This is a genomic window from Paenibacillus sp. NAIST15-1 (assembly GCF_001894745.1).
Lineage (GTDB): Bacteria > Bacillota > Bacilli > Paenibacillales > Paenibacillaceae > Paenibacillus_B > Paenibacillus_B suaedae.
The window spans coordinates 134,347-151,137 of sequence record NZ_BBYF01000007.1; the positions used below are offsets into that span (position 1 = coordinate 134,347).

Below are 16,791 nucleotides of genomic sequence, written 5' to 3' on the forward strand. Positions count from 1 at the left end.
ATCATTTCATTTACAGATAGATGGCGAGGTGCTCGAATGTGACAAGACGCATCCTTTTTACTGGTGGAGGAACGACAGGACATGTGGCTGTGAACCTTGCTCTCATCCCTAAGTTTATCAACAGAGGATGGGAAGTACGATACATTGGTTCCCGGCATGGAATCGAGGCCGAACTGATTGTTGGCTTAGATGGGGTAGAATACTGTAAGATTGCAACGGGCAAGCTGCGCCGATATTGGGACTGGAACAATGTAAAGGATCCATTCCGTGTATTGAAGGGGACATGGCAGGCGTATCAATATATCCGTACATATCAGCCTGAGGTGGTCTTCTCTAAGGGGGGATTTGTAACGGTCCCTGTTGTCATTGGTGCTTGGCTGAATCGTGTACCGGTTATCATTCATGAATCAGACCTTACCCCAGGATTGGCGAATCGGATGGCCTTGCCCTTTGCCACGAAGGTATGTGTTACGTTTCCGGAGACGATTGAACATGTGAAGCAGCGCAAGTCTATCTATGTGGGAGCAGTTGTTCGTTCCGAGCTGCTGCTGGGCAGTCGATCCAGAGGGTTAAATGCATGCGGCTTTACGCGTACGAAGCCAGTACTCCTCTTCATGGGCGGAAGTCAAGGTTCTAAACGATTGAATGAGCGAATTCGGAGCAGTCTGCCGAAGTTACTGCAACAATATCAGATTATACATTTATGTGGAAAAGGGAATATAGATCCTTCCATTACGTATCGCGGCTATCGACAATACGAATATATGAAGGAAGAGCTTGGCGATGCGCTTGCAGCTGCTGATCTGGTCATTTCAAGAGCAGGTTCCAATGCAATATTTGAGTATTTGAAGCTGCAGATTCCTATGCTGCTGATCCCGTTGTCTATGAAGGCGAGCAGAGGAGATCAAATACAGAATGCCCGTTCCTTTCAATCCGCCGGTTATTGCCATGTTCTGCTTGAAGAAGAAATGGAAGGGTCTGCATTTATCGAAGCCATTCATAGCGCTTATGCCAATAAAGAAGTGATGCGGGAGAAGATGAGACATTATCGTCAAGACGATGCGATCGAACAGCTGTTAGACGTAATCCACTCTGTGGCCGAGCGGTAGCCAGGTAGGGGATAAATGTGTTTGGATTACATTGGTTTTCATAATTGTTTCATACCATTTCATTTTGGTTAAAAAAAGAATAGAAGGACATGATCAAATATGATTATCTAACATGGCATGAACGTGGCTCGCTCACAGAAAGGGGCAACAAATGGCTAAACTTGTACTGATTCGACATGGACAAAGCATATGGAATTTGGAAAATAGATTTACAGGTTGGACGGATGTCGATCTGTCTGAACAAGGACTCATTGAAGCGAGACAGGCAGGCGAGATTTTGCGCAAGCATGGGTTCGTCTTCGACACCGCTTATACTTCTGTGCTGAAGCGGGCCATTCGAACCCTTTGGATCGCACTGCATGAGATGGATCAGATGTGGATTCCAATCCACCATACATGGAAGCTGAATGAACGTCACTATGGGGCGCTGCAAGGATTGAACAAGGCGGAGACAGCAGAGAAGTATGGGGAAGAGCAGGTTCATCTGTGGCGGCGATCGGTGGATGTACGTCCACCTGCATTGGAGCCGACTGATTCACGCTATGAAGCAGCAGATCGGAAATATGCTTCCTTGCAGCCGGGTCAATTCCCGCTAACAGAGAACTTGGAAGATACGGAGAAGCGAGTGCTTGCTTATTGGCATAAGACCATTGCTCCGGCAATTCAAGCAGGGGAGCGGGTCATCATTGCTGCTCATGGCAATACACTGCGGGCGCTTGTGAAGTATCTGGACAACATCCCTGCCGACGGCATTGCAGATCTGAACATACCAACAGGGACACCGCTTGTGTACGAGCTCGATGAGAAGCTGACACCAACACATCGGTATTACTTAGGGCCAGATGGGAGAATCCCAGCAGGCATTATCCCTGAGCACATATAAGTTATTCAAAACGAGGGAGAGCTGTCATATTGTGCGGCTCTCTCTATTTGATTGTGTTGATTGAGCCTCTAATGTTGATATTCCGCTGTACCAAGTGTAAAGTAGAGACACAATATCAGTTCCTATATTACATAAGGACAACACCGAAGGGAGTTACATACATGGAACAACGTATGTTAGTGTTTGTTGGATCGTATGCTGAAGCAGATTCTTCTGGACTTTATGTGTACTCGATGGATGAGAATACTGGCCAATTGACGAAGCTGGATGAAGCAGCAGGGTTGAAAAATCCAACGTTCATCAATGTCGATGTTGATCAGCAGAAGCTCTATTCCATTGGAGAATGTGTCATTGAAGATGGTTCGAAGACTGCGGAGGTAGTTAGCTTCGCGATAGATACAGCTTCAGGCAAGCTGACGCAATTGAACCGCGCCTTCTCACTTGATGCTCCGACATGCCATATTCAACGAGACTCTCAGAGCCGTTACCTGATCGTTGCCAGCTATCATGGCGGCCGCATTGGATTGGTAGAGCTCCTAGAAGATGGACAAGTAGGAAGCCAGCTTGATGTACAGCAGCATCACGGCCAAGGCCCGCATCCGAATCAGAACCAGCCGCATCCGCATTCTGCATTTTTCAGTCCAGATGAGAAGTATATCTACGTGTCTGACTTGGGGATTGACCGGGTGAAGTGCTATTCCATAGATAAGGAGCGCCACATGCTTGTTCCGCACGGTGAATATGAGGTTCCAGCAGGATCTGGGCCGCGTCATTTGACATTCCACCCGAATGGTCAATTCGTCTACGTCATCAATGAATTGAATTCAACGGTGAGTGTGTTCTCTTACGACGCGAGCAATGGTGAGCTCCATGCGATTGAGACGGTCTCGACACTTCCTGCTGATTTCGATGGCGAGAGCTATTGTGCAGAGATCGCCATTTCAGAAGATGGGAAATACTTGTATGGATCCAATCGTGGACACGACAGTATCGTTGTATATGAAGTACAGCCTGACACTGGCAAATTGACGACTGTACAATTTGTTTCAACAGAGGGAGGTCATCCCCGTCACTTTGCATTGACACCTGGTGGAGCGTATTTGCTGGCTGCCAATCGAGATGCGAACAATATCGTCGTATTCCGTGTAGATAAATCGACTGGCAAGCTCACGAGTACAGGGCAGTCCGTTGAGGTGTCCAAGCCGGTATGTGTGAAGCCGGTGTACATCAAGAAGTAATTTCTGTCTAGCGTTCAGATAGACCAGTAAGAATAGAAAAAGCCGATTTTCGCATCTGCGAGCATCGGCTTTTTTGTCGTTAACAGTTGAATGATACGATTGAATGGGATGTAGTTGATTAGGAGACCGTACGAGTCGTGTTCGGGTCCATTGCTGCAGCTGGAGTGGAGTGGTTCGCCCGTCGTTCACTCATGAGGAATATCCATACCCCAGCAATGAGCAGCACACAGGCAATAAATTGGGTAGTCGTTAATGATTCTCCCAATAGAAGCCACGCGAGAACGGTAGCACCTACAGGCTCGCCGAGCACGCTCATCGAAATCGATGTGGCGCTGGTGTACTTCAACAACCAGTTGAACAGCATATGTCCAAGCACGGTTGGGATGACAGCCATTAATGCGAATAAGAGCCATTCTCTAGCTTCATATCCAATAAAGGAGTAGCCTGCGGAAAGGTTGTAAACAGCCAACGCCAGACCAGCTACGAGAAAAACGGTAAAGTTATAGACGTAAGACGAGACGCGCTGTCGCAAATCCTGACCCAGCAGCATGTGTATGACGACCGAAATCGTACCAAGGATAGATAAAATGTCTCCATATAACGCTCTCCCGGAAATGGCCATATCACCCCAGCCAATGAGCAGCATGCCGCATAAAGCAATCCCGACACCAATTAATGAATTTCTCGTCGTTCGTTGATTGAAAATCCAGAATGATCCGGCCATTACAAGTATGGGTTCCAAGGCAAGCAGAACGGTCGAGCTCGCTACAGTCGTATAGCGCAGCGACTCCATCCAGAGGAGAAAGTGCAAACCGAGGAAGAAGCCTGACAGGAACAGACGCAGCCAATCATTGCGCTGGACAGAGCTCCATTCGGAACGATAGGTCCACGCCCATGGCAGAAGCACAATATTCGTTATCAGGAGACGATACATGCCAATGACAGCGGCGGGGGCAGTTGACCATTTCACAAAAATGGCCGAGAAAGAGATTGCGATCATACCTACGATGAGCAGGGCATACAGATGCGATGATTTTCTTGATGACATGAGCAGAAGACACCTCGGTATATGAATGAATGGTAATCACAATGTGCTAGTATACACCAACTGCCCCCAACTTGAAATAAAAATCATGATTATCAACCTAAAAAAAGGACTGTGGGACGAATGACCGTCCCCAGCCCTTAATTGCGCTCATCAGCTTGCGTTGAACAAGTAATGATTGTTTCTATTTGGATTGCTGTACGTTGAGTTGATCGAGGCTTGCAAATTCATATCCTTGTTGACGTGCACCATCAATAATGGCGCCAAGGGCCCCGGCATTATCCTTCGATATGGAGTGGAGCAGAATGACCGCTCCAGGATGAAGCTGCTTTACAACCTTATCATATGCATAGCTCGTTCCCCGTTGGGCATTGACATCCCAATCCAAGTAAGCCACGGACCAGAATACATTCGTGTACCCCATATTCTTCGTGATGGCTAGAGTCCGGTCATTAAAGATACCACGTGGTGGTCGCAGATAAGGCATATCCTGCTTGCCCGTGACAGCTGATACTGCCTGTTTGACCTTATCCAGTTCGGTTCGAATCTGCTCATCCGATATGGTAGTCATATCCGGATGACTCCACGAGTGGTTCCCGATCAGATGTCCTTCATTAATCATTCGCTTCAGTAAATCTGGCTGTGTATTCACATAATGTCCGGTAACGAAAAAGATGGCTGGAACCTTCTTCGCCTTCAACGTATCCAGAATTTGAGCCGTGTATCCATTTTCGTATCCGTTATCAAAGGTTAAGTAAATCATTTTTTTGTTTGTATCTCCGAGAAAAATAGCTCCGTGCTTCTCAATCGTCGGTTTGAAGCCTTCCTCGTCAATCGAAGGAAGCTTGCCGTTTACACTCTTTTTGAATCCAAAGTGAAATGCTGGACCCTGTTCGGCGTATGCGGCTGGCTGAATGCTTGCGGCAAGCAAGCAGAGGAGAGCAGTGGCAATCAGAATGCGTTTCATATGCAAATATACTCCTTGATGTAGGTTAGAATCGATCAATCATGGCTTACTATTCCATATTTGCAGTAAACTTATACGCACTGATACCCATGCATTCCTAATGAGAATACAAGTAATCCTTATTTGTTGTTAGACTGCTTCATCTTCTCCAACTCTTCCGACACGACGAAGGCAAGATCTTCGTTGTTGTACATAGACAGCACGGCGAACAAAGTGTCGTCAGGAATTGGTCCGGCCTCCTCCTTCGGAACCGTAAGATCAATTGCCTGCTGCAATCGATAGTTGTCGCCCTGCTTCGGGTATGCGCGATGATAGAGCTCGGCTGGATCAAGATTATGGTTCACACACCATTGTGCAAAGATAAGAATCATCATTTGCTCATCACGCTCATAATTGTCGATAATTTGTTGTTCTACTGCACTACGCGTCATTGCAAAAACTCCCTTACATAGATTCATACAGCTTATTATAACGAAGATGAATTGTGATTCTCAATCCTATTACTTAATTGAGAGGGAGAGACGTTGCAATGATCGGCCTGTAATGCCAATTGGAGATGAATGCTCATACTTACTTACTCGCTTAGCTTAGAAAGCGTCGGATATATATGGATGAAGTCGCGGAACGAACTGCTCTAGAGTTTCAATACTGTTGATGGAACCTGCAATAAATCCGTTATCGAATAATTCGCATGGTCGCTGATAGCCAAGCAGCATGGTTGTGAGTGCTCTAATGTTCATGGACAGGGTGTTGGTCGTGTTGACAGTGGTACGAACCTGCTTCCTATCTTGAGAGTGAATAGCAGCTTGCCCGTTCTCAAATTGAATGACTACATTATTCCACGGAGCCTGGTCGTCACTTATGTACAGAGAGAGGGGAGGGTGTGCAGGTACAGGTGCAAACGTATATTGCTGTAGAAATAATGTAATATCTACAATTCGTGCCATGACAAAAGGTTGTATGGTACGAACAATTCGTGGAAGGTTCAAGGCGAAAAACAGGCGCTCATTCTCACAAAGACGCATATTTACTTGCTCTACCATAGAATCATGCTGACAAATATAATTCCATAGCCCCTGTCTAGAATCCCTTGTAACGCACATGAATTCATGTACATGCATAGCATTATTTTTTATCTCATACAACATATACCCTTGAGGCTGCGAATGCTCACTATAGTACACCGCCGCGGTGCGATTATGATAGTGAGCAAGCCACCATTCGTGATCGCGAACGACCATACCTGAATGCTGCAATGACCATGCGTCATATACCGCTTCAATATCAGTAGAATGCGTATCCTTGGTATAGCGGCGAACAACGCCTGTCAGTTCAGGATTCAATGGAATTAGATCATGCCGGCTAAATTGGCAAGTCATGCGGTCGCTGAATACTTCCCAGCCTGCTTTGCGATAGAAGGGGATGGAGAAAGGATAGAGCATGGATATAGAAGTTCCAGCGGCCTGCATTACGCGCAGTGAGTGGTGCAGCAATTGCTTGGCATATCCTTTGCGTCGAAATTCAGGATATGTGGCAACCCCACCGATTCCACCCATCTTCAGCTTATTCTGGCCGATATAGATGTGAAAAGGAAGGATATGAAGCTTCGCAGCGAGCTTGCCTTCATCGTACACACCAAAAATCTCATGTTTCCCCAATTTATGCAGATATTCTTCATAGTCTTCAGGTTCAACGCTGTACTGGAAAGCATACTCGGATAGCGATATGGCTTCAGAAAACTGTTCCTTGTTCAAACGAATAATTGACATTGACAATCCCCCTCAATAAATGTGTGTGCCGCTGTATATGATCTATTGTAGATGAAATAGACAGGGATGCAACGATTGAATGAAGAAGGTTTGATTGAAAAGTCGGGATGGTAATATATGCAAATGGTGAAAACTTTCATGAAAATGCGAAATGTCATATTGCTCAATCTGAAAATCTAGATATAATGAAGTCAGGGCATGTCAAGGAAGCAACAGCATGCTACTATGTGGATTGAATATGGATCTTCAGGGCAGGGTGAAATTCCTGACCGGCGGTATGGGTGCAGCTGCGCCCGAGCCCGCGACTCGTTGTTCGCTTACTCGGTTACTTGTAACATGTAAGCATCGAACGGAAGAACAGCGACTGACTTGGTGAGATGCCAAGGCCGACGGTATAGTCCGGATGGAAGAAGATCTCGCACACGTTGTTTGGTACAAATGCATACAACAATAGGTCTTATGCGAATTTTTCTCTTCTGCATGTCTAGATCCTATATTCAACAACCTTGGAGGTTATTGAATATGGAACATCGTATCCAGGCCGACACACGCATGAGCAGCTCCGCAAGAGGAGTATGGTTCGTTGCGATGGGGGCGGCACTGTGGGGAATTGGCCCACTGTTCCGGGTATGGGTCATGGAGTCTATGACTTCGACCCAAATTGTATTGATTGAGCATCTGATGCTCGCCTTGTACGCGATCCCGGTGTTATGGATGCACCGGAAAGAGCTGCGCAACTGCACATGGAGGCATGTACTGGCATTGCTGTTCCTGTCATGGGGCGGCTCAGTAATAGCGACCATTATGTTTACCGAAGCATTTGCACATGGTGATGCGAATGGCGTACTGCTGCTGCAGAAGCTGCAACCAGTCTTTGCAATTATTTTAGCGCGGCTGTTGTTGAAGGAGACGCTCCCGCGTCGCTTCTCGCTACTGCTTATTCTTGCTATTATCGGTACGTATTTATTGACTTTTGGATGGTCTTTGCCAATTGGGCATTACAATGAAGTCATTGGCTTCAGCAGTCTACTGGCACTTGGAGCAGCGTTCCTATGGGGCGGTTCCACAGTTATGGGACGGTTGCTTCTCGACAAAATGGAATATGAGACGGTTACATCGCTGCGATTTTTGATGGCACTCCCTCTGCTCATCGTGCTGACATCATGGGAGTCACCAAGCTGGAATTTCGCCACATCAGAATGGGGGACACTGTCGTTCTACATCTTCTTGCAGGCTCTTCTCCCAGGATTGGTTAGTCTCTTGCTGTATTATCGCGGTCTATCGACTACCAAGGCCTCATATGCGACTCTGGCTGAGTTGTCATTCCCATTGGTAGGGATGATGATGAATTGGTTCGTGTTCCATCAGGCGGTCACTGCAGCGCAAATTTCAGGCTTCGTTCTCATCTGGATTGCGTTGTATATGGTATCAAGACAAAATTAATCGGCGGTGGCAGTGCAATGATTCGTAATAAAGTTGCTGTCAATCGTCTTCCATAAATGATAAGAGACCCTGTCTGCTATGCCTTGAACGCATAGCAGACAGGGTCTCTTATGTTAGTTAGGTTAGAAGAAGGAATTGATAGCGACAAGAATGATGATAGCTCCGCTTAGCACCGTGCTGAATTGTCCTACTGTATAGCGTCCTATGCGAATGTTGGCCATCTTCTGCCCAAGCACGGCACCCAGCCACAATGTGACAAAACTGCCGATCGCAGCGGTTAGGGATATGGCGAGCGGTGATAATCCGATAAGTCCAGCACTTAGGCCATTTGTAAGCGCATTGGCAGACAGTGCAACGCCAAGCACAGCTGCTTCCCATAAGTTAATCGTCCCCGATTTATCCTTATCCGCTTCCTCTGGTCTCTGCAGCATTCGTTCTAGTGAAGAGCTTGAATTAGCTTCACTGCTTGCTTCTACTGCTGTGGTCTCCGTCGAGCTGCCATGGTGAGAGGTCAGTAGAACAATGCGGATGCCGACAATAAGCAGGATGAATGCGGCAAGCAAGGTAGGCAGTATACCAGGAAGAACCTGCGATATCCATTGACCGAACATGAGACCGGCCATACTGAAAATGAAGCAGATGAGCGAAATGAATAGATTCGAAAGCACTCCAATTCGTATTTTCCGTATTCCGTACGATATTCCCACCCCTAAATTATCTATACTCGAAGCGACTGCTAATCCTAAAATCATAATCCATTGCATGATGAATCTCTCCCTTGGTTAATTCCCTTGATTCGAAGTTATAAATGGTTGTTTATTGAATGTCATTTGCCGTCCTGTCAATCGTGAAGCATCTGCAGCACAGTTTCCCTCGGAGGCACGAACACTAGCTGATGCTCACTTCCTGCTGAATAGGGCAGGGGGGGGTTCGAATGACAATCTCCAAGCTGGAATTTGCGTTTGCTCATCTCATCTACATAGAACACATTCCGAAATACTACCGATGTGCCATCCTCTTGATGGACTTTGGAACATTGCAGGCAGTAATACATAGCTGTTCAACTCCTTATTGTGGGTATAATCCGGTGCCGCTTGCAGCACTGTTGAGGTATCATATGTCACGATGTTGAGAGTTGTGAACCGGAATCGCCGAAATGTTGAAAAAAAATCAACAGCAAGCTGATTGGCCTGTGATAAGAATCAACCGCATGCTGATGGGAGATGTGTTGAGGTGGTTGCAATGAATGCTTATCTGTCTACATCTGTGGCCTTCCTCGTTCAAACTTGGTCATACGTTGATGTCAAATTTATGGGGTAGGCTAGGCGAACTTGTGCATATACATGTCATAAACAGAGCGAGAATGGGCAGTAGAATATGACTGCGACAAGGGGTGATAACCATCGAACAGAACAACCCACTCGGTGACATGTTGAAAAAATCGATGAAGGAGCATTCGCTCTCCATGCGCAAATTGGGGGAGCGGACTGGAATGGATACCGCTACGATTTCTCGAATTATCAACGGCAAGCAGCCCGCTAAGATACACCATCTAACTTCATTTTCCAAGCATTTATCAATTCCCGTTGAACAGCTCATGGAGGCGGTTGGCGTCGAGTTCGGCAAATTGAGCACGGTACCAGTGGTACCGATTGGAGATGAATTACAGGAGGATAGCCTTCAATTCATACTCAAGTCCATACAGCTGCTTGATTATCCATTCACGAAGGAGCATGTACGTCTAGAACTGGATAAATACGAGCAATACGCGCAAACCAATGAAGGAGATCGAATGATTCGCGACAATTTCCATGCCAAGGTGAAGGAGGTAAGCGGTTGGGGACCATTTATCGATCAATTGAATGATACGTACACCCAATATTGCAGCGAACAAGCAACAGTAGAAGAACGTGCCGTATTAGGAAGCGCACTGCTGTATTTCATTTTATCGGCAGACATTATTCCAGACTATCTGTTCCCAATCGGATATATTGATGATGTGATGGCAGTGCAGCTGGCGATGGAGAGACTGACGGCCCTTCAGGTTGCAGAGCGCATTGTAGAGAAATAGGGGTGTTCCAGGTCGGATGTTGACCGGAGCACCCCTTAGTCTTGTTTCATTCTTGTTCGTTAATGTCTACGCAACGAGCTTAATCACGTTCGAGACGATATGACATCCTTATGCTCTTGACATTGCATATGGCAGGGTCGCATCTTCATATTGCTGTTGCTGTGGTTCTTCTGACATCGTGAAGGACAACGAAGCCCCATTCGTCAGCTGCCCGTGATCAATATACAGATTGGATACGTGCTCGCCATTTACTTGCACACCTGCAACATATTTCGTCTCCGAAGAGTTGTTCGGCGCCTCAATGACAATCTGCTTGCCGTTGTCCAAGTTGACCGTCATCTTCTTGAACATTGGTGTTCCCAGTACGTATTGCGGTACCCCCGGTGTAAGAGGGAAGATGCCCATTGCACCGAATACATACCAAGCTGCCAAGCTGCCGTTATCCTCATCGCCAGGCAGGCCGTCAGGCTGCGCACTGAACAGTTCGTCCATCGTCTTGCGCACCCAATATTGAGTCAAGGTTGGGTATCCAAGCGCAGTATACACATATGGAATATGGAAGCTAGGCTGGTTGCTGATCGCGAACTGACCGAAGTCAATTGCAGCCATCTCCGACATTTCATGAATTTCGAAGCCATAGGATCCCACTTTGAATTCTGGATCTGCTGCGAACAAGGCATCCAGTCGCTCCTTCAACTTCTCACGTCCGCCAATCAGATCTGCCAATCCAAGAAGGTCATGCTGCACAGCCCAGCTGCTCTGCCATGCTCCACCTTCGGTATAAGGACCGCCCCATTCTGTGGCGTCGAATGGCTCCAGCCAGCTTCCGTCTTCGAGTTTACCGCGCATGAAACCGATTGTTGGATCATACAGGTGCTTATAGTTGCGGGCACGTTCCATTAATTGCGCATACTCCGCATCGCGTCCCAGATGCTTCGCAATTTGTGCAATACAGAAGTCACCGTACACATAATCCAGTGTATTGCAGACACTCTCATGGGTATGGATGTCAGCAGGCAAGAAGCCATGCTTCAAGTACTCCTGCATTCCTTTGCGTCCTACACGATGATCATCCGCTACAGTCATCGCATGCTTCAACAAACCTTCGAAGGCAGTGGCAACATCAAAACCAGTAACGCCTTTGGCTACGGAATCTGCGAAGCTGACGTCGATCAACGTACCAGGCATCATGCTGCGCTCACCTGGGGAAGCCCATTTCGGCATCCATCCGCCTTCCTTATAAGCATTCACCCAGCCCTGCATCATTTCATTCATGAAGGACGGATAGAGCAGGTTGTACAGTGGGAACGAAGTACGGTACGTATCCCAGAATCCAATATCTGCGAAGAGAGGGCCATCTTCAATCTTCCCATTGTACGGGCTGAAGTGGATTTGCTTATCATTCGCATCAAATTCATGGATTTGATGTGGGAACAGGGAAGTCCGATACAGACAAGTATAGAACGTTTCCAGCTTGTCCTTGTCATCACTCTCGACCTGAATGACACCTAGCTGCTTCTCCCATACATCTGCAGCCAGCTTCTGTACTTCATCGAAGCTGCGCTCGCCGATTTCGCGATTCAGGTTGATGAAGGCCTGCTCTTCACTGATGAAAGAAGTACTTACCTGAACGTGAACAACACGGTTGGCTGGCACGTTCAGTCCTACATAAGCACCAAGGCGCTCATCTGTACCAGACAAGCCAGCAACCGGCTTGGATTCATGGTTCGTCAATCCGCTTGCATCTGCATCGATTGGGCAGTCGAACTTCGCAACGAAGTACATGCGATAATTGTCAGGGGTTCCTCCAGCCTTAGCCGTCGTGTAGCCTGTCAATGTACCGTTCTTCGGATCAATCTTCATCGAAGATTCACCAGGGAATGGAGACAGGATAAGACGAGACTGCTCAGGACGGTCAAAGGTCAGACGCATGCTTGCGCAGCGCGTCGTTGGCGTCAATTCCAATGTAGCCTGATAGCGCAGCATCCGAACCTTGAAATAGTCAGGACGCACGATCATGTCCTGTCTGCGGAAAGAGGAGGAACGCTCAGGTGCCCAAGCTTTCAATGGTCCGGATTGCGGCATAAATGTCATATGTCCGTAATCTCCAATCCAAGGGCTCGGCTGGTGGGTAAGACGAATGCCTTCAAATCGATTGTGATTCGGGTTGAAGAACCAGCCGCCACCAGCTTCAGTTGTCTGTGGACTCCATGCATTCATCGCAAATGGCATGGAAATAAGCGGCAATGTGTTCCCGTTGGAATAAGGATATATCGAATCCGTACCTTGAAGTGGGTTTACGTGAGATAGCAAGCTCATCGGTGTTCGCTCCTTTGTAGAAGGTTGCGCAGGAGGAGCAATGAATACTCCCATCATACACAACTCATGAAATGTTATATCAAATATGACTTACACAATGTATTATATGACATAATTATATTTATCTCCTATCATTAATTTAAAAAAACTCTCAACTTTTATGATACAATAATCTTAACAAATAATCGAAAGATAATGAGGAGGAGAGCGGATGTATCCATACTATTTACAGGGAGATGAGGAGATCTACGGAGACTTTCCGTTCACACTGAAGATCCATCATCTTGAAGCACCGGTCCCCGCTCATGTGCATCATTTTATTGAGTTTACATACGTCATAGAGGGTTCAGGCAAGGAGTTGATCAATGGGGTAGAGAAGGAGCTCACTCCAGGAACCTTCACCCTTGTATTCCCGCATCAGGTTCATGAGTTGGATATACGGGAAGGAGAGGAACTGAAGCTGTATGTTGGGGCAATCGGACTTAAGGCCTTCTTTGGGGCTGGAGAATCTCTGCTTGCGCTTCACAGCTTGCTCAAAGGCGCAGAGGGCGACAGCAATACGACATACCATCTGGATCCAAGCACCGCTGAGCGCATTCATCTGCTGCTTCAAGACATGTTTGAGGAAATGCAGGAGCATAAGCCTTGGAGCCGGATGATCTATCTTGCGAAACTTACCGAGCTATTCGTGTGGTTCGACCGATATCGTATCTCCCACCTTCATGAGGGTGCCCATACTGGCGAGGATCATTTGCGAAGGGGAATGTGGGAGGTTGTCTACTATGTATACCAAAATTTCAAAGAAGAGATTACGCTTGAGTCCTTAGCGCAAAAGTATAATTACAGCTCGTCCTATATTAGCACGGCCTTCAAGCAAATGGTCGGAGAGAACTACTACTCCTTCTTAGAGCGGATACGAGTGGCACATGCATGCAACTTGTTAATCAGTACGGATATGAAGATAACGGAAATAGGATTTGAGGCAGGGTTTCGTTCATATCCGACCTTCAATCGGGTATTCCAGAATCGAATGGAGACGAGTCCAACGAAGTACCGACAACAAAATCATATCGCATTACTAAAATCATGAGAAAAGGAGCCTCTATCGCGATAAGTACTATTGTACAACCGCTTAGAGGCTCCTCGCCTAGTTAATGATGAAGGCTATGGATGTCTATTAACATAGTTGCATGGGACATCACATCATTGTCATGATACGGAACGGGTTGACCGTCAGAGAGACAGCGCCATTACAGACGCAGCTTAATCGACCGCTTATATAGTGGATACAACCACTTCACACCACGAGGGGTTAAGGTATCTGCAATGAGATGGGAACCGTAGCCAAGTAAGGATACGAGCGCAATTCCTTCGAGCTCCAAGTGTTGTTCTAATCCCCAGCCAATAGCTCCCCATAAAAGAGCAGCCCAGATGGTGTGGGATAATCCCCGATGATTCAGCCATGGCACCCAGGCAACGAATACGCCCAGGCCGATGAGCCAGCTCCAGCCAAGCAGGATGCCGCCTATGAGCATGCTCCCACCGACACAGCTGACGATGATGTTGCGAATTAACCCTTCCTTCGCTACAAATCCGAGCAGAAGCACGACAATTGTAAGAACGATGGCCTCTTGGCTTAACGAACCATTCGCTCCATATTGATAGATGGCACCTGCAGCACAGCATACGCCAAGCCACATCAATAGAGTATGTACCCGTTTGGCAGCCTTGCCAATTCGTCTGCTTAGTATGCTTGGGCCATCAAGATCCGCGCTCAGCGCAGATAACGCAGCAACTGCGAGGTAGATGGACGCATTCTGGATGGAGAACGGGTAATGCGCCGCAGCTGCGGCTCCGATAGCCACACCGATACTAAGGTGTGTTGAACCTTTCATAATATCTCCTTTCTAAACAAGCACATGGTACTCATTTATGCAAACATATGTTTGCCAATCTATTATATAGCTAATAACAAAAAAATTAAATATAATGATTTTCCAAATGAGAAATTGAACATTTAGTGAAACAGTATTACAATCAAAGCGAGCGTTGCTTTTTCTGTCTTATACATGAACCTACTACTCATGAGAGAAGGAAAGGGAATCCAATGATTATGAACCCGACTCGTATCGAAAAAGACTTTTTAGGGGAAAAAGAAGTACCAGCCGAAGCCTACTATGGCATTCAAACACTTCGCGCCGTAGAGAATTTTCCAATATCGGGCACGCGGATGAACAAGGAATTGATTCGTGGCTTGGCTATCGTCAAGAAGGCTGCCGCTCTTGCCAACATGGAGGTGAAGCAGCTTCAAACAGACACTTGCAATGCGATCGTACAAGCCGCTGATGAGATTATTGGCGGTCAATGGCATGATCAATTCATCGTTGACCCGATTCAAGGCGGGGCAGGCACGTCGATGAATATGAATGCGAACGAAGTTATTGCGAACCGAGCGCTTGAATTGCTTGGCAAAGCGAAGGGCGACTACGCAAGCCTAAGCCCGAACAATCACGTCAATCGTTCGCAATCGACGAACGATGCATTTCCAACTGCAATTCATATTTCTGTCTTAACGCTCGTAGATAAGCTGCTCATTGTTATGAAGGAGCTTCACAGCGCATTCTGCAGCAAGGCGAAGCAATTCGATCATGTCATTAAGATGGGGCGCACACATCTTCAGGATGCGGTACCGATTCGCTTGGGACAGTCCTTCGAAGCATATAGTCGTGTTCTCGCGAGAGATATGCACCGGATTGAGCAATCGAAGCAGCATTTATATGAAGTGAATATGGGTGCAACGGCTGTAGGAACAGGCTTGAATGCAGATCCGCGATACATTCAGCGTGTTGTTGAGCTGCTTGCTGAGATTAGTCAATTGCCGCTCGTGCATGCGGAGCATCTTGTTGATGCAACGCAGAATACGGATGCGTATACAGAGGTATCTGCTGCGCTCAAGGTATGCATGATGAATATGTCGAAGATGGCCAATGACCTGCGTTTGCTTGCTTCAGGTCCACGTGCTGGGTTTGGTGAAATTCGATTGCCGGCACGCCAGCCAGGTTCATCCATCATGCCGGGCAAGGTGAATCCGGTTATGTGCGAAATTGTCAATCAAGTAGCTTTCCAAGTTATCGGAAACGATCATACGATCTGTCTTGCTTCAGAAGCGGGTCAGCTTGAATTGAACGTCATGGAGCCAGTACTTGTATTCAACCTGCTGCAATCGCTGAGCATGATGCAAAATGTGTTCACCGTATTCCGGACGCACTGTCTTGAAGGAATTGAAGCAAACGAAGACCACTGCCGCGAGTTAGTGGAGAACAGTGTCGGCATTATCACTGCGCTGAGCCCGCATCTGGGGTATGAAGTATCGGCACGTATTGCGCGGGAAGCTACAGAGAATGGCAAGTCAGTTCGGGAGCTATGTCTGTTATATAACGTATTGACAGAGGAAGAGCTGGATACGATTCTGGATGCGTACGAAATGACGAAGCCAGGAATTGCTGGTGCAGCCTTGTTCGATCGGGAATAATTGTATATTGAAGAATGTTAGAGACATCTCACGTGAGATGTCTCTTTTCTATAGTCGGATCGGCATACATTTTGCTTTGACAGGTGACGCTAAGTAATGATATATTTTATCGGCCTAATGGTAAATGAATGCTGATTGGAAAGGGATGTACTGGAAAGTGACAACGAGTCAAGACGACAAACCGAAATTGATAATCACAAAAATTCTGAAATGCAGAAATCCGGAATGCAAAGCATGGGTAAGAGACGAATTTGCCTCTGGTGAGCAATCTTGCCCACTCTGCAAAGGACCGATGATTCGAAGCATGAAGCATTTGCCTGCTGTTCAGAATAAAATAAAGCGTCAGCCTAAGAAAAAGAAAGAAGAGCTGTGGTAAGCAAGCGAAGCTGCACTTATAGCCTCTAGGTAAAAGAGC

Annotated in this window: 16 protein-coding genes and 1 riboswitch; of the genes, 8 read left to right on the forward strand and 8 right to left on the reverse strand. The window is 46.9% G+C overall.

The genetic code is table 11. From position 1 onward, the window contains the following. The first annotated feature begins 38 nt into the window (after positions 1-38). From PBN151_RS16860 to PBN151_RS16870, 3 genes are all read left to right on the forward strand, one after another. A complete protein-coding gene (locus PBN151_RS16860; RefSeq protein ID WP_072729922.1) occupies positions 39-1,109 on the forward strand; it encodes an undecaprenyldiphospho-muramoylpentapeptide beta-N-acetylglucosaminyltransferase in 1,071 nt (356 codons plus the stop codon). A 151-nt stretch (positions 1,110-1,260) separates the two neighbouring features. After that, positions 1,261-1,992, forward strand: coding sequence for a 2,3-diphosphoglycerate-dependent phosphoglycerate mutase (gene gpmA, locus PBN151_RS16865; RefSeq protein WP_072729923.1), 732 nt, complete (start codon positions 1,261-1,263; stop codon positions 1,990-1,992). 161 nt (positions 1,993-2,153) lie between these two features. Continuing rightward, positions 2,154-3,230, forward strand: coding sequence for a lactonase family protein (locus PBN151_RS16870; RefSeq protein ID WP_072729924.1), 1,077 nt, complete (start codon positions 2,154-2,156; stop codon positions 3,228-3,230). Between the two features lie 118 nt (positions 3,231-3,348). Here the strand turns inward: PBN151_RS16870 and PBN151_RS16875 are convergent, their stop codons facing one another. From PBN151_RS16875 to PBN151_RS16890, 4 genes are all read right to left on the reverse strand, one after another. Continuing rightward, positions 3,349-4,278: a DMT family transporter gene (locus tag PBN151_RS16875; protein WP_072729925.1), complete on the reverse strand. Its 930-nt coding sequence runs from the start codon at positions 4,276-4,278 to the stop codon at positions 3,349-3,351. A 181-nt stretch (positions 4,279-4,459) separates the two neighbouring features. Continuing rightward, a complete protein-coding gene (gene pdaA, locus PBN151_RS16880) occupies positions 4,460-5,242 on the reverse strand; it encodes a delta-lactam-biosynthetic de-N-acetylase (protein WP_072729926.1) in 783 nt (260 codons plus the stop codon). Positions 5,243-5,361: 119 nt separating this feature from the next. Further along, positions 5,362-5,673 carry a hypothetical protein gene (locus tag PBN151_RS16885; RefSeq protein WP_072729927.1) on the reverse strand — a complete coding sequence of 104 codons (312 nt, stop codon included), beginning with the start codon at positions 5,671-5,673 and terminating at the stop codon, positions 5,362-5,364. A 156-nt stretch (positions 5,674-5,829) separates the two neighbouring features. Beyond that, complete coding sequence (locus PBN151_RS16890) at positions 5,830-7,011, reverse strand: GNAT family N-acetyltransferase (RefSeq protein ID WP_072729928.1); 1,182 nt, start codon at positions 7,009-7,011, stop codon at positions 5,830-5,832. A 238-nt stretch (positions 7,012-7,249) separates the two neighbouring features. Further along, a riboswitch (FMN riboswitch) is annotated at positions 7,250-7,430 on the forward strand. Positions 7,431-7,533: 103 nt separating this feature from the next. Here PBN151_RS16890 and PBN151_RS16895 point away from each other — a divergent pair. Beyond that, the gene (locus PBN151_RS16895) at positions 7,534-8,454 is read left to right on the forward strand and encodes a DMT family transporter (RefSeq protein ID WP_072729929.1); all 921 of its coding nucleotides are present in this window, start codon (positions 7,534-7,536) and stop codon (positions 8,452-8,454) included. 122 nt (positions 8,455-8,576) lie between these two features. On the opposite strand, the gene ytaF is transcribed toward PBN151_RS16895, so the two are convergent. Further along, positions 8,577-9,218 (reverse strand): sporulation membrane protein YtaF, encoded by a 642-nt coding sequence (gene ytaF / locus PBN151_RS16900; RefSeq protein WP_072729930.1) that lies wholly within the window; start codon positions 9,216-9,218, stop codon positions 8,577-8,579. A 77-nt stretch (positions 9,219-9,295) separates the two neighbouring features. Continuing rightward, positions 9,296-9,508 (reverse strand): DUF3973 domain-containing protein, encoded by a 213-nt coding sequence (locus PBN151_RS32540; RefSeq protein WP_021253678.1) that lies wholly within the window; start codon positions 9,506-9,508, stop codon positions 9,296-9,298. 342 nt (positions 9,509-9,850) lie between these two features. Between PBN151_RS32540 and PBN151_RS16910 the strand changes: the two genes are divergently transcribed. Continuing rightward, positions 9,851-10,525: a DUF1232 domain-containing protein gene (locus tag PBN151_RS16910; protein ID WP_227774790.1), complete on the forward strand. Its 675-nt coding sequence runs from the start codon at positions 9,851-9,853 to the stop codon at positions 10,523-10,525. Between the two features lie 108 nt (positions 10,526-10,633). Here PBN151_RS16910 and PBN151_RS16915 read toward each other — a convergent pair whose 3' ends face one another. Continuing rightward, complete coding sequence (locus PBN151_RS16915; RefSeq protein WP_072730017.1) at positions 10,634-12,844, reverse strand: GH92 family glycosyl hydrolase; 2,211 nt, start codon at positions 12,842-12,844, stop codon at positions 10,634-10,636. A gap of 211 nt (positions 12,845-13,055) precedes the next feature. Here PBN151_RS16915 and PBN151_RS16920 point away from each other — a divergent pair, with 211 nt between their 5' ends. Beyond that, complete coding sequence (locus PBN151_RS16920) at positions 13,056-13,934, forward strand: AraC family transcriptional regulator (RefSeq protein WP_072729932.1); 879 nt, start codon at positions 13,056-13,058, stop codon at positions 13,932-13,934. A 160-nt stretch (positions 13,935-14,094) separates the two neighbouring features. On the opposite strand, the gene PBN151_RS16925 is transcribed toward PBN151_RS16920, so the two are convergent. Next, entirely contained in the window at positions 14,095-14,739 is a 645-nt protein-coding gene (locus PBN151_RS16925; protein WP_072729933.1) for a metal-dependent hydrolase, read from the reverse strand. Positions 14,740-14,957: 218 nt separating this feature from the next. Between PBN151_RS16925 and aspA the strand changes: the two genes are divergently transcribed. Together aspA and PBN151_RS16935 are read left to right on the forward strand one after the other, a co-directional pair. Continuing rightward, complete coding sequence (gene aspA, locus PBN151_RS16930) at positions 14,958-16,376, forward strand: aspartate ammonia-lyase (RefSeq protein WP_139295368.1); 1,419 nt, start codon at positions 14,958-14,960, stop codon at positions 16,374-16,376. Between the two features lie 124 nt (positions 16,377-16,500). Then, a complete protein-coding gene (locus PBN151_RS16935; protein ID WP_227774756.1) occupies positions 16,501-16,752 on the forward strand; it encodes a cold-inducible protein YdjO-related protein in 252 nt (83 codons plus the stop codon). The last annotated feature ends 39 nt before the right edge of the window (positions 16,753-16,791 follow it).